Origin of the sequence: Coxiella-like endosymbiont (assembly GCF_002871095.1) — a bacterium.
Lineage (GTDB): Bacteria > Pseudomonadota > Gammaproteobacteria > Coxiellales > Coxiellaceae > Coxiella.
In genome coordinates this window covers 1-15086 of sequence record NZ_NSHJ01000085.1, presented here as the reverse complement: position 1 = coordinate 15086, position 15086 = coordinate 1, and the positions used below count along the sequence as shown (strand labels likewise).

The following is a 15086-nucleotide window of genomic DNA, read 5'->3' as shown; positions in this document are numbered from 1 at the left end:
GCTTGTAAGCCCCTATCAGTAGGTGTTCAGTACAGTAGTAGGTTTTAAAAAATCGCTCGTATAAATCAAAAATTTGCTAATAATGGATTGTATGAATTTACTTGTATTGATACCCCCTGGGGGGGGGAAGACTGAAGTTATTAAATGTTGGATGTACTCAAGAACGTAAAATGAGCAGATAAACTTGATTTACAGATAAGGCTACAACGTGTCTCGTACCAAGTTTTTTCAAGTACACCCAGATTATCCTTAATGCTTATAGATTATCGAGCAATGATCGATCGATAGAAAAGTCACTGAGCCAATGTTGCAGATTCTAAAGTCTTAGAGGTTTTAAATTAAGTATAATGAATTGATCGGGTATTATTTATAACGACTCAAAGCGCCAACATCATAAAAAGTAAAGGTCAGTAACTTCAGTAGCACAATAAAAAATCCAAATTAAAACATTTAAACTTAAATTTTGAGTCATCAGAAAGTGGAATCGTTCAATAGCCATAACGAAGATTATTGAAAATCATTAAGAAAGAAGCTCAATATTTTTAAATACAGCGTACAAATTCAAAGAAATCCTGAGACAGGATATTGTAAAATCGAATCTTAAGTATTGTTCAATACTTTAAGGGTTTTATACTAATATCGTATAACTAGAGAAAATCCTTGTTCACTTAGGAGACTATTTGGGCGTGAGAAAAGGAAGATTTATACCAATGGCTGTACCTGTATACGTATTTTACCTAGTTTATATAAGTTTTTTTATCTGGATTAAGGTTGTAAATGATAAAATCACCTTTGGTGACACTCATTTAATTTCTGTAGGGAGTGTGCTTTTATGGAGATGATTGAATTTTTTTTAAAGATCAAGACTCCAAAGAGGGTAATATATTTTTCAATTTCCTGGATGATGGACGTTTACGTGACCTTAAAAAGTTTGACGATAAAAATATTTTTAAGGAGTGGGACTTCGATCAAAGAATTTAGTTACCATTTTGAATGAATGGGTGAGGTTTCTTTAGTCCATATAGATTTGAGTGAGGAGGTGAAACTATTCTAGAGACACCTCTGATATGGCGATGTGAAAAGATTTATATCCCCCTAGATTTTTCTAAAGGGTTTCCATTTACGATAGGGTTTTAAATCTTGGATAGCTGATGAGTACTATGATAGCAATTTTTGGGAGATTTTATAGTATAAGGTATAAGTAGTTTTTATAGGATCTGATTTAAACCAGGTGGGCGGGATGTAGTTAGAATGCAACTACTAATAGTTAAATTAGGTGACGTTTTAAGTAAGGAAGGAATGCGCTTGAATGAATTCAGGGGATCCCTTGAGAAAAAAAGTAGTTGGTCGTCTCATAGCCATTTAAAGAAATGGTCGCCTTGATGGGTATAAAAATCAATAGAATAATCGATATGGTGATGGATGTTATCTAGTTTGTTCAGAGACTATTTAAAGAAAATTATCTTCGCGTTTACTTTTGTAAGCTTAAATTTGTAAAGAAACTTTTGAGCTAGTCTGCAATTAAGAAAGGTGAGAAGAAAATATTTTTTAGATTGCCGAAGATATTATCGGGTTAAAAAATAACGTTATGATCGATGGATATTGGCTTTGTAGATTTTTTGAGATTATCAGGATGTGTAACAGGTGCCCAACTAATCTTTAAAATAGTGGTTATCGAGTGTTTTTTATAAACGACGAAGTGATTGATTTAAGGTCAAACCGGTTTCGGCTGTTCAGATTCAGGTGAGTTCAAGTCTGACTCGCTCAAAATGCGAGGGCTTTAGAAGATGGGTTTTTAATAGGAATTTCTTGTCTAGAAATGAGCATTTGTATTTTATTGAAGTGGTGATCGCCGACACTCAAAAGAGTGTGTTTGATGAAGAATAGGTTGTTGTTAGGAGAGTCAAAGGTTGTAGTAATTAAAATGAAGCTTAAAGATATATTTATTAGATTAAAATCAAACTCGTATAATTTGTTATAATAAGATCTCTCTATATTAGAGTATCCAAATCACTAGGAGTAAGAATACACTCAGATCAAAAGCACTCTATTGGAGAGGGAGAGAAGATTGATGTTAAAGAAATAAATAAACTGGTGAGGGCGCTTATTAGAAAAGCAATTCCTGATCCAAGAAAAAGTTACGCTTTTGTTTTTTAGGAAGTGAAAAAGGTGATAATAGTTCTTTACGTTGTAAACCTTAGTGCAAATGAAATCTCATCTAAAACATTACGAAATAATAGTATCAGTTTTGCTAAAGCTGCAAAACTCGTAGGAAGTTTTTTTAGCAATTTTTACAAGTCAATCTGTTAGTCTATATTTTTTACGCATCCATCGTTCAATAAAAGCTTTAGCAGTTGTCCAAAGATTAAGGTCGGGATAAAGGTGATGACTCAGGCTTTCAAGATTAAAAAAAGTTTTTTGTAATTGCACAGTCATTGAGGTTGAATTTCTATATTGAATTGATCAGCAGTTTTGAATAATCGTATTAATAATTTGTTCACAGAAATATTTTTTAAAGGTCTTTCAAAAATAGGTTCTCAAACTGTATGGATAGCTATTTCACATTGATCGATACGTGAGTTTTCAGGAAATCTAACCTGATTTTACATGTAAAATCAGGTATTTATTGGTAATCTCGTTTTAAAAAGCTAGTAAATTTTAAGTGATGTAGCGTTTATCTTGATGGGTTAGAAATCCCATAATACCAAAATCTACACTAATATATTGAGGATTTTCGGGAGCACTAACCTCAACAGCTGCTTTATGTGTAAGATCTAATTCGTAATAAATGGTTTTCTCAAATTCAGTGAATATTTCTATCGGCTTCAATTGTTCACCATGTTTCCATAATATATGTGTTATTTTAGCCCCGAAATACATTAAAGTGATGTCATGCCGAATAGTTGTTCGTGCTATATTTGGTCGCAGCACTTTAACGATTACCTGGTTTCTATCAGGAAGTGTGGCTGCATCTACTTGGGCAATAGAACTAGATGGCTAAAGGATTTTCATCAAAACTATTAAATACATCCTTAACTAATTTATTAAAAGTAGTTGCTACTAATAATTTTGTTATTTTTTTTGGAAAAGGTGGGACTTTATCTTGAAATTTTTCTAATTCGTCAGGAATGTCATCCGGAAAAAGATCGCGCCGCGTGGAGAGAAGCTGACCGAATTTAACGAAGATAGGGCCGAGTTCCTCTAATATAATACGTAAAAATTTCTTTCCAGGTTGATCTTCTTTAGTAAAACTCCAAGGTTAAGATCACTCAAAATTCGTAGCCAAGGAGATAATTTCCAAACCACTGGGGGGTGAAGCCTTAACGGATAAGCATTCAATTAATTTGAATTAGTCGAATTAATTTTAAGATCCATCTCATGCTATCAGATTCTTTTGATCATCAATCGCTGCATTTGTGATTCTGTGCGATCGATGTTCTCTTACAGATCAGTAATAGATTGAATAAAGAATTAAACCTCTTTTAAAGAGAGCATAATTTGAGATTCATTTTGTAAGTAATCCTGGAGATTTATTCTAAAGGTTTCAATAGAAAATTTACTGAAATTGGCAGCACGCCTAACCGGGACTCCAATTTGATGTGCTAGAATATCGCCAGTAATTTTAGATAAATGTTCTTCCTAATCGATATTAACACCTATTAAAATATCTTGAATTTCTTTAGCGACCCAAGTATATCCTCTAATCTCTATTTGATTGTTAAATAATGAAAAACTTGAGCTTTTCACACAGCCTCTTTTAAAGAGATTCAGTAAAGTACTAGAAATAATAGTGTCAATCTCTTTTTGTTGACAGTCATGAATGGCAATCTTTTTAGTAGGTAAAATAAAAAATTCAGTATTACCGTCAATAATTTACATTTGAATAATTTTATTTTCTAAAAGAAATAATCGTTGCATACACTCGGAATCTAACTTTAACTAATCATTTATTATTTTTTCGAAACTAGAAAGTAGTAATGTAAACATTAAAATTTATAATCTTTATAAATGGCAATGATACCCACCTCTTAAATTGTGGTAATTGTAATCTTCTAATCCCGCCTCACTTATCATTTTGATCTGGTTTTTTTAAAAATCGAGATGCATTTGGATTGATGCTCCTAAATAGCAATAACTTTCTTGATTATTAGCTATATTTTTCCATAACCAAGGTAATAATTTGAAAAATAGATATCATAAAAATTTTGCAATGGGATATGAGGTTTTGAGAACTCTAAGATAGTAACGACTCCTCCTGGCTTGAGAGCTTGATAGATAGAACGAAGTGCTGCCATAGCCAAAACCAATGATGATCCAATCAAAAAAATTATTAGAAAAAAAATACCTCTGCGTTTGCTTGAATAAATTTAATATTACAGAAAATACCTTGATCCCCAAGTCAATTCTTTCTAATGATCAACATTGCCTTATTAATATCTGCTAAAATCATCGTTCCTTTATTTCCAATTATAGGGCTGATGCGTTTGGTTAGATTACCGGTCCCTCCTTTCCAGATCGAGAACTTGATGACCAGGACATAATTGAGAAAGTTTAATTGAAAAATTTTTCTAAAATCGATAAATGCCTAATGAGATAAGGTCATTCATTAAATCGTACTTTTTTTCAACTAATTTAAAGAGATTTTTAATTTTATTTGTTTTTTGATTTTCAGAAATAGTTTGATAACCAAAATGAGTAGTTTTTTTAATTCTATTCATGGGTTAATCATAGATTGCTAATTAAGAGGTAATAAGATAAAAAGATTGATTGGAAGATAAGTCAGGTTAGAAAAATTAACAATTTATTAGTTTATTTCCCGAAATTTTGTAGCCTGAAAGAGTATTTCCATAATTGGTCATCATAATCGTTAATGAATGCTTAGTGGGGAGTAACTGGTTACCAATGATATCACTCTCAATTTTTGTAGATTTTTGGGGTAAAGATTGTAGGATCTGAGATAAAACACTTTATTTATAATAATCAAAACGTTAGTATGATTAGAAATTTAATATGAATTACTTCATTCATCATTAAAATAAAGCATAAGGGTGCTAAATATAAATAAATGTGGGTATATAAAAAAGCTTACTTAGTAGTCTCTTCTAAGGTTTGTGGAGAACTTTTTTTAGAATTTTTAAAAGGTTTTCAGATATCAGCTTTAATTTTATAAGATATATCTGTCAATTTATTTGCTTATCATTGAGATAAATATCTTGAGGGATGAAGCAAATGTGAAATTGTAATTGTTTTGTAATAGCTTTACTTATTTGTGGGCTTGTAGAGAATGTGTAAAATGCTTTTTTGTATCATTACTCAAAACAATATAAAACGATCGTCTCTTTTCCATTATAAATTCTTTTCCATTATAAATTAGTAATGGTTCTTATCTTTTCTAATCAATCATAAGTTCTTAAGATATTATAAACTAACTCTTTCTATTAACTCTTTCTAGGAAATTCAAATTACTTTTTTAGTATCCTAAGAATAAAGTTTGGGCTATATCCGATTGATTCTTGGACCCATAGTATTATTATGAGGAAATAATCTTAAATCTATAAGAGAAATTCTCGTAAATAAAAAAATTAGTGGTTTTGGGCAGGGAAGGGCAGCGGGTCATAAAAACCTTATCTAAAAACCTTATGATATTTTATAAAAAATTATTAGTTGTTATAAAACAATCATTAATTATTTTAGGTTGATAATAAATTTTATTATCAAGGTTTTTTTTCCTTTTGAAGGAGTATTTTTTCTTCATGGGTAGTACAAATAAATTGCTATAGTTTATCTTAATCTATACATCTCTTAACAAAGCGTGGCTTGAAACTAACTTAATTCTACAGTGATATCATGAATTACAATATTTTCTAGAGATTCTCTAGTTTCTCAATTATGACTTCAGTTATCAGAGTATAATCATCAATGATCATAATTTTATCATAATTAACACTCCTGTAGTCATTAATCTAATTTGGCTACTATTAACACCAACTACTTAGAATAACAAAGTAACTACCGACTTTACCGACGTAAATTTGAAGATCTGTCTGATAACTGGTGGGAGTCCGTCCAGCTCTGTAAGAAATTTTTTGAATATTTTAAAAGTTGTTTGAAATAAGTACTATCTGCTTCTTCCGGATCAACAAGGATTATTTAAAAACCTTAAGAGTTTCAGGGGGGAATTTATATAAAAATTTAATAATAAATATATATTTTATGAGTTAAGTATTAACAACGCGTTAGGTAAGGCCGTTATTATCTAAGTAATGGCTGCTAAATAATAAATATCTGGAAAAGATTTCAAAATTATGATTTTGATAAAATATTGGGGTTGAAAGATGATGATTGTATTGTAAAATTTTTAATAAAAGTCTTCTAATAGGTAATAAAACCCTTTACTAATAACTAAGGGTCATAAAAAGACCGTTGTTATAAAACATCTTTAAATCCTTGTAGTCAGCATACACAGAAATTGTATCAACAATTTTTTGATCTGTTATAAATCTTGATTTTTAAATATTCCGAAAAGGTTTAAAAGGTGTTTATTTTACATACTTATTTAGTATGGTGATTAGTTTTATGGTATTTGCCTGCATTGTCATTCTTTATATGAAACATTAAATCCATTTGGGTAGTACACAAGCTAATCTTGTTACAGAAGTTTATTTTGTACTTATAATTTTGAACTCTATTTAGTATCTGACTTTATAGAGGGGGGTAGATATTTTAGTTATTGATTGAGTGAAGTGAATTATATTTTTCAACTTATGGGATTTCTGGTTCTAACTTACGGAATAGTAAATAGTGTTTCTTGTGAGGGGGATTCTTTCATGTTAATTTAGACTAAGTACGATGTGATTGGTGACTTGTTTTAATATTATTCTTTTGTCACTACTCAATTAAATTGATGAAGTGGCAAGTGCTAGAACCGATTTTTATACCATTAATACTGATAGAATTTATCTTAAATTTATTTTGACAACTACTGTAGTTGATATTATCACTTAAAATAAATGATCCTATGTTTATTAAAATTTAATAGATTTTAATAAAATATTCTAGTCTTAAGTATTTTATTCTAATTGTAGAAGCGATTAAATGATAAAGATAGAATTTTTTTTAGAGCAGAGCAAAAAAGTGCGAACAGTTTAGTTGACCTATTTGACAATAGGTGTCTTTATATTATTTTACTTTCTGCATGACATTTCTTCTTGTGGCATATAAGAATAACCAAAGATTTAGTAGGAGAGAGAGCCCAGTGGTTTAATGATTATTATGATCATAAGAATAATATTCAGGAATCTAGGTGTCTAAGTGCATCTAGGTGATCTAAATGCTAAGTGGCTAAATGATTGGTCTGCCGTAAAATAATAGCTTATTTAATTTTATTAATTAATATTAATATTTTTAGATTCTTTATTAATTAGTATATTTGACTTTGTTTCAAACATATAATCTCAATCTTAATGTTTTTAAATCTCTTATGGGTTTTTAAGTGAATATAAAATCTCAATACTACTTTTAATACTATATTATCACCATTATTGTGCATTAGTGCCTCTTTGTTAGCTTTATTTTTAGCTAAAATTTAACTTAAAACACAAATTATTGCTTTATTACAATTGTAATATGAATAAAAGGATAGGGTGTTATTGATTACTTTTGGATGGCTTATTTTACCCTATAGATCAAGGAGGGGGAGATAGATCACCTATACGGGAAATTGTTGGTTATAATATTTTCTTGGTTATTTATAACCTATCTGTTTCAAACTGTCACAGAATTATTGATTAATCCTATTATTTTTCGATAATAGAACAATGGATTTTTATACAATACCAAAGCTTATGAATAAAAATCTCAATTAAACGGAGAAATCATGATTACATTAGAAAATTTCTCTATTAATTATGCAAAATTAGGTTATAAAAAGCTACTTTTGATTTATATAAACCTATTATATAAGTCTTACCTTGCTTTAATTAAAATTATTTATATTGAGAATCAGTCTTTTTTTACTGCAACTCAAATAATTAAAAATTTAATTAAAAGCACTAAAATAGAAGTACTAAAATTTTTAAGACTTTTTCTTTTAAAGAATATAACGACTTAAATCTTCGTCTTCCACGAATTTTTCAAGTTGTTTTTTAACATAAGCAGCGTTGATAATAATTGACTTTCCTTGTTTGTCTGTTGCTTCAAAAGAAATTTCTTCTAATAACCGTTCCATAATCGTATGTAATCGGCGGGCTCCGATATTTTCAGAACGACTATTTACTTGATATGCAATTTCAGCTAGGCATTTGATGCCATCTTGAGTAAAAGATAGTCCAAAATTTTCTGTTTTCATTAATTCAACATATTGTTCAGTCAGTGAAGCTTTAGGTTCGGTTAAGATGCGAACAAAATCATCAGCTGTTAAGGCTTTTAACTCGACTCGAATGGGAAAACGACCTTGTAATTCAGGAATTAAGTTAGAAGGCTTTGCAATATGAAAAGCACCGGACGCAATAAATAAAATATGATCAGTTTTAACCATACCGTATTTCGTGAAGATAGTACTTCCTTCTACTAGCGGTAATAAATCACGTTGAACACCTTCACGAGAAACGTCGGCACCTACGGTGCCTTCTCGTTTTACGATTTTATCAATTTCATCCAAGAAAACAATTCCATTCTGTTCCACACTCATAACAGCATTTGATTTAATTTCATCTTCATTGATTAATTTTGTTGCTTCTTCTTCGATTAAAATGCGTTTAGCATCTTTCACTTTTAAGCGCCGAGACTTAGTACGACGACTAGACATATTCGACATTATTCCTTGTAGTTGACTGATCATTTCTTCCATACCAGGAGGACCCATAATTTCAAAGGAAGGATGCACACTGACTTCAATTTCAATTTCTTTATTATCTAATTCACCATCACGTAATTTTTTACGAAATAAGTTTCTTGTTGCAGATTCTTTTTTTTCGGTCGGCTTTGCTTCTTCGTCACTTGAAGTATCCTCCCCTTGGAAAGGGCCTCCTCGTGAAGGTGGAATTAAAGCATTTAATATAGACTCTTCTGTGGCTTCTTCCGCTAAACTTTTTACTTGTCTAATTGCTTTTTCACGGGTCATTTTAACCGCGGCGTCCACTAAATCACGGATGATCGATTCGACGTCGCGACCTACATAACCTACTTCGGTAAATTTAGTGGCTTCAACCTTAATAAAAGGTGCTCCAGCTAAATGGGATAGGCGACGGGCAATTTCAGTTTTACCGACACCCGTCGGCCCGATCATTAAAATATTTTTTGGAAAAATTTCTCGTCGTAAGTCTTCCGGCAATTGCATACGACGCCAACGATTGCGTAAAGCAATGGCGACGGCTCGTTTTGCGTCATCTTGTCCGATGATAAATTTATCTAATTCCGCGACAATTTCCCGTGGAGTCATCGTCATTTGAAGCTCAGGATTACTCAAGGTTAACGAGGAAGAAGTCATATCTGTCATAATTTTATCCATTTAATGAAAAGTTAAGTTTCGCTATCGAGCTCTTTGATTGTGAAATGAAGGTTGGTATAAACACAAATCTCGGCAGCAATAGTAAGGGCTTTTTTAACTATTTCTTGTGCACTTAAATCCGTATTATTTAATAAAGATTTTGCTGCAGCTTGGGCATAAAGTCCACCCGAGCCAATTGCCATTAAGCTTTGCTCAGGTTCGATAACATCTCCAAGTCCCGTAATAATAAGTGACTTCTTTGCATCAGCTACCGTCAATAGTGCTTCTAAGCGACGGAGTATCCGATCGGTCCGCCAGTCTTTGGCTAATTCAACAGCGGCACGGGTTAAATTCCCCGAATAATATTCTAATTTTTCTTCAAATCGCTCAAATAAGGTAAAAGCATCTGCGGTTCCTCCAGCAAATCCAGCAATCACTTTATCTTTATAAAGATGTCTAACTTTGCACGCATTGCCTTTCAAAATAGTGCCATTCATTGAGACTTGACCATCGCCCCCTATGACAACTTTGCCTTTCCTACGTACAGAAATTATTGTAGTACCACGAAACTGTTCCACTATTATTTCTCGACTGCCTAAACTTCAAGAAGAGGTATACCACATAGATTGTAGATATACCACATAGTATTGGGGTTAGAGGAGCTGGTTTTCAAGCGTCTAAGGGACCGCTTTTAACAATAAACTATGAATGGAGTGAGCCTTAAGCTTACTTTGAGTGCGTTCGGCTGCTTGGTGAGTGTGGTAGGGACCAACCATAACTCGATTCCATACTATCCCATTTTTGGTACGGTAAATTTGAATGTAGCAAGGGAAATTTAAACTAAGTCGTGATTTGAGTCGTTCAGCGTCAGTTATATTTTTAAATGAAGCAATTTGGAGAATGAAATTGGTGAGAGGAATCACAGTTCGAGTGTCAAATAATGTTGGTGACATGGGTAGTAGTTCAGTTACTTCCATTTTAGGAAGAAGAGTATAAAACTCAAATTGGGGTTGTTCCAATTTATTAGGAACTAATGATGAATTAGATGCTTGATCTATAACAGTTGAGTATAATTTTATTTTTTTGCTGGAAAAAAAATGGGGGTGTGACTGACTTATAGTCTGGTGGTGAATAAAGAAAGAAAAAATCATAAGAGTAGTGATACTAAAAACTAAAATTATCGAAATTACTAGTTTGTGGCTCGAACGACGCGAGGAAGTAAGTGATTTTTTAGCATAGTCTAAAGTCATAGATACAGGTGGCAGATAAAAAAGGATATCATTGATCAATAATTTCTTTCTCCATCATAAATAAGTTGTAAATTAATATTTATCCTATCTGAAATCATCTTTTATTAATTAATCAATATTAAATCTGCTAATCATTTAGTTAATCTGGAGTAAAATCTTATATTGTAATTTTCATTTTTTTTGATAAAGATGACTGAAGTTTATTTTTAGGCATGTTAGAGGCATAGTTTTTTTTCCATTTTACCTGTAAATCTTACTATTATATTTTTAAAATCACTAATTTGGTTTAGTTTGAAAAATTAAAGTACTTTATGAATGGTTATTACACCTTGTTTAGTCCTAAGGATGATTTGCTCTAGAGAGAGCTAATCATCCTGAGTTAAAACTTTTAAAAAAAGAGAATAAATTAGGTGGAAGAATACAGTAGTAGTATCTACAAAATTGGCTAATGAATATTTACAGCTATCCTCAGTAAACTTTCCCTAAAGTTATAGTATTATAATTCATTTGAGTGAGCGACAATTTAATACTTAAGAAGAGAAGGGCAATATTCAAAAGATTACTTTTAGCCTTGTCAATATAACCGTTAAGAGTGAGATTAGTTTTTTATGCGTTGTGTTGTTTGGTAGATTGGTAAAATCACGTGTTTTATTTGTTTTATTTGAATAGATTGTTGATAGGGACTAAAGTACATAGATAAGTTTGTCAGCTTTTACTAAAGAAGCTTCTCTGTACCATACAGAGTTTTTTGGTTGTAATTCATTGTGTAGTACAAGGTTCTTTAATCTTATAGAGTTATTTTGTTCTTCTGTAACTTCTATAATAGTTAAAATAATTAATAATTTAAGTGTAGTTTTAGCAATCAATTGACGAACATTAGGATAATATTTAGTTCAAAATCTAAATGTTGAAAACTAATTTGTTGTTGTTTGGTAATGAAATTAATCATGATTAGCATGATTACTCGTCTCACTAAGATTGTTAAAATAGATCAATCTCGATAAGTAAAAATAAAATTAGGTTCTTTTCTTAGCTTATAAATTAAGCTGTTAACTAAATAGATTCTTTTTTGTTCTTTATTTTTCCTACTAAGTAAAGATTATTTAGTATTTCTAGTATTTCTTTCTTGAGAATAAATTGCAGCAGCACATGATTTGTATGATTAGTAGGAGGCAAGGTACTTTGCATGAGTGCTCTGGAAGTAAACCAACTACTTTTAAATTTAATAAGTTTTAAAATATGTATTGGACATAGATGCTTCATCAGTTTGAAAAAAATATTTTTAATCTAGATACTTATACTGAGAGGTAGTAAGAGAAGGAGAACAATCACAAAAAGAGTAGGAATCAAAAAACTATGAATCATTTTATTAATTTTGTATATCTTTTGCTTCTACATTTTTTCTGGTGCAGATACACCTAACAGAGTTAAACCGTTAAAAATAATTTGGCGCACCGCAGCAATTACATTTAATCGCGCATTACGTAATGTATCATGTTCGATGAGGAATCGTTCTGCATTATAGTAGGCATGAAATTGGTTAGCAAGAGTATGTAGATAGTGAGCAAGAAGATGAGGAGATTGTTGTATAGCGGCAGTCTTGATGGTTTCCCTATAACGGGACAGAGTACTTAATAATTCTTTTTCATAAGAGCTTGATAATAAATCTAAATTATCCATTCCTTGTTCAGAGTTCCATTTTTTTTGAGCCACATTAAGCTTTCGGAAAACACTACAAATTCGTGCATGAGCGTATTGAATATAATAAACAGGATTTTTATTTGAATGGGACTTTGCCAGTTCAAGATTAAAGTCTAAATGCTGATCGGGCTTACGCATAATATAAAAAAACCTCGCAGCATCATTACCAACTTCGTTGCGTAATTCTCGTAAAGTTATAAAACTCCCCCCCCGGGTTGACATAGATATTTTCTTGTCACCTCGATAAAGAATGGCAAATTGCACTAATAGAATTCGTAATTTAGTAGGAGATTTCCCTAAAGCTTTTAAAAAGGCACGTAGCCGAGGAATGTATCCATGATGATCTGCGCCGAAAATATCAATAATCATATCATATTTTTGATTAAATTTATAGAGATGATAGGCAATATCAGCTGCAAAATATGTTGGTACACCGTTGTTGCGAATTAAGACCCGATCTTTTTCATCGCCCAAAGCAGTTGCTAGAAACCATTGAGTTCCATTTTTCTCGTAAAAATAACCTTGTTGATATAAAATATCTAAAGCCTCTTTAATGAGCTTCTTTTTTATGAGTCGACTTTCTAGAAACCATTCATCATACACAACCCCAAATTCTTCTAAATCATTTTTAATATCTCCCAAAATATTATTAAGTGCCATATCAAAGATAATAGAGAAGTCTTCTTTAAGAATGTCTTTTTGAACTTTTACCAATGCGTCAAGGTGGCTTTCAGGATCTGATTCAACGTCATGGGGCAATAGATCCTGGATCATTTCTTTAGAATAAAGAAAATGATCTCCGTATTTATCCTTCAATCCGCAAGCAATATCTATGATGTATTGGCCTTGATAGGCGTTTTTTGGTAGAGCAATATCCTCTTTATATTGCTGTAAATAGCGAATCCAGACACTTAATGCGAGAATACCCATTTGTCGACCAGCATCATTAACGTAGTATTCGCGATGTACTGTATAACCGATCGTTTTTAATAAGTTAGCTACACAAGCACCATAAGCAGCTCCTCGTCCGTGACCGACATGAAGAGGTCCAGTTGGATTAGCAGAAACAAATTCTATGTGTACCCGCTTTCCTTGGCCAATCTGACTTTTACCATAATATGCTCCGGCTTCTAAAATTTTAGGAATAATTTTCTGATGACTGACTTTCGCAAGATAGAAATTGATAAAACCGGGGCCAGCAATTTCCACTTTAGCGATATATGACGAATCTGGTAAGGCATGGACAATTTTTTCAGCTAAGACACGTGAGTTAAGGCCTACAGTTTTTGCCATTATTAATGCTAAATTAGTACTAAAATCGCCATATTGGGGGTTGTGGCTATAAGTAACTTTAAGTACCGGAGTGACATTAGAGTTCAATAACCCTTCTGCCTTTAACTTTTCAATCCCTTGATTTAGCAATTTTTTAAGATTTTTCTTCATAAGTTCATCAGTTTATCATGTTGAGCGTGGAATTAAATCACAAGAATAATTTTAATATTTTTCAAAGAGTAAACTGGTTACATCACATTACTTAATTCATAATTATTGAAAGAAAAATTATAGATTTAAAATATAAAATTCTCTTCCATGAGAAACTGATATTCTTTTGTATATGACTTATACAAATCGTGCACGTAATGAAATTAAGAGACCGCCTAAATTAGTGTCTTATTGTACCTCTCAATTAATCTTATTTATTGTACCTCTCAATTAAATAGTGAATTTTTATGGCTTTTCTCTTTATTCATGGTATGAGATTAATTTGAGTTTAATATTAACTTGAATTTAATAGATTCAATGATTTATAAGAGATTCAATGATTTAGAAATGGAAAAAATCCGAATATCAAACACGGTTTTTCTTTTATTGATATTGATATCCGTAATTTTTTGTAAAGTAGCAACTTAATATCGTGGACCAATAGGTATGTGAGAAAAAATATATAGTTGGGTATGTGACAAAAAAATATATAGTTATTCGATTAACATTAATTAATGATCCTCTAAAAGTAATGAGGATGCTTGATATTATGGATAAACCATATATTACTGATATCAGTAGATTACTTATATTGGAATATTTTAGACCGTTTTTTCTAACTTTCACTTAATTTGATTCGAATCAATCAAGAGGTAAAAATTATTTTTTTTGAAATGAATATAGCTCTTTTTCTTAAAAATCTGATTTTTGATGGTTTTTTTGTATATAAGGATGCATCTTTATTTTTTAAAAGGCTTATGCAGAAAAAACTAAATAACACAAAGACACACTCAGTTTATTGAAAATGCAATGGGGTGTAAAGGAGAATTTTGTAGACAATTTTTTAGATACATTGATGTTAGTAGAAAAAACACAAAGAATGTAGAACAAACACAAAGCATGGGAAAAATAAAGTCTTGAACCCCTCCCTAAAATTTATTTGTTTGATTGAGATTTTTAATAAAAATTATTTTTGTAATCTAAAATAAATTGATTTGTAAAGAATAAAGAATAAAGAATATAGCTTTATTAACCTTTTTTCAGGAAGAGATTAAGAAACATAAATGTGAAGTGAATTCTACGATTAAAAAAGTCAAAAACAAAAATACTCAAGAAACTCTTTTGGGGAGAGAAATTTTTAAAGAAGAAATGAAATTATCAAAGGC

Annotated in this window: 8 protein-coding genes; all 8 read right to left on the bottom strand. The window is 31.1% G+C overall.

Annotation, left to right across the window (positions count from 1 at the left end; translation table 11 throughout):
- Window positions 1-2298: 2298 nt before the first annotated feature.
- The 8 genes from CLERM_RS03945 to argS all read right to left on the bottom strand — a co-directional run bounded on the left by CLERM_RS03945 (window position 2299) and on the right by argS (window position 13881).
- Complete coding sequence (locus tag CLERM_RS03945; protein WP_195909778.1) at window positions 2299-2436, bottom strand: hypothetical protein; 138 nt, start codon at window positions 2434-2436, stop codon at window positions 2299-2301.
- A gap of 222 nt (window positions 2437-2658) precedes the next feature.
- Window positions 2659-2940: an AarF/UbiB family protein gene (locus CLERM_RS03890; protein ID WP_241538081.1), complete on the bottom strand. Its 282-nt coding sequence runs from the start codon at window positions 2938-2940 to the stop codon at window positions 2659-2661.
- Window positions 2941-4151: 1211 nt separating this feature from the next.
- On the bottom strand, window positions 4152-4295 hold the full coding sequence (locus tag CLERM_RS04045; protein ID WP_241538080.1) for a class I SAM-dependent methyltransferase: 144 nt from the start codon (window positions 4293-4295) through the stop codon (window positions 4152-4154).
- Between the two features lie 273 nt (window positions 4296-4568).
- Window positions 4569-4718, bottom strand: coding sequence for a class I SAM-dependent methyltransferase (locus CLERM_RS04040; RefSeq protein ID WP_241538079.1), 150 nt, complete (start codon window positions 4716-4718; stop codon window positions 4569-4571).
- A gap of 3371 nt (window positions 4719-8089) precedes the next feature.
- The gene (gene hslU, locus CLERM_RS01315) at window positions 8090-9445 is read right to left on the bottom strand and encodes an ATP-dependent protease ATPase subunit HslU (protein WP_102156809.1); all 1356 of its coding nucleotides are present in this window, start codon (window positions 9443-9445) and stop codon (window positions 8090-8092) included.
- A gap of 74 nt (window positions 9446-9519) precedes the next feature.
- Window positions 9520-10065: an ATP-dependent protease subunit HslV gene (hslV, locus tag CLERM_RS01310; RefSeq protein ID WP_102156807.1), complete on the bottom strand. Its 546-nt coding sequence runs from the start codon at window positions 10063-10065 to the stop codon at window positions 9520-9522.
- A gap of 99 nt (window positions 10066-10164) precedes the next feature.
- Window positions 10165-10737: an SPOR domain-containing protein gene (locus CLERM_RS01305; protein WP_145996289.1), complete on the bottom strand. Its 573-nt coding sequence runs from the start codon at window positions 10735-10737 to the stop codon at window positions 10165-10167.
- Between the two features lie 1392 nt (window positions 10738-12129).
- Window positions 12130-13881: an arginine--tRNA ligase gene (gene argS, locus CLERM_RS01295; RefSeq protein WP_102156804.1), complete on the bottom strand. Its 1752-nt coding sequence runs from the start codon at window positions 13879-13881 to the stop codon at window positions 12130-12132.
- Window positions 13882-15086: the final 1205 nt, after the last annotated feature.

Coding starts and splice junctions, on each gene's coding strand:
- CLERM_RS01305 (WP_145996289.1), bottom strand. CDS start 10,737: ATGACTTTAGACTATGCTAAAAAATCACTTACTTCCTCGCGTCGTTCG.
- hslU (WP_102156809.1), bottom strand. CDS start 9,445: ATGACGATGACTCCACGGGAAATTGTCGCGGAATTAGATAAATTTATC.
- CLERM_RS04045 (WP_241538080.1), bottom strand. CDS start 4,295: ATGGCAGCACTTCGTTCTATCTATCAAGCTCTCAAGCCAGGAGGAGTC.
- CLERM_RS04040 (WP_241538079.1), bottom strand. CDS start 4,718: ATGAATAGAATTAAAAAAACTACTCATTTTGGTTATCAAACTATTTCT.
- CLERM_RS03945 (WP_195909778.1), bottom strand. CDS start 2,436: ATGACTGTGCAATTACAAAAAACTTTTTTTAATCTTGAAAGCCTGAGT.
- argS (WP_102156804.1), bottom strand. CDS start 13,881: ATGAAGAAAAATCTTAAAAAATTGCTAAATCAAGGGATTGAAAAGTTA.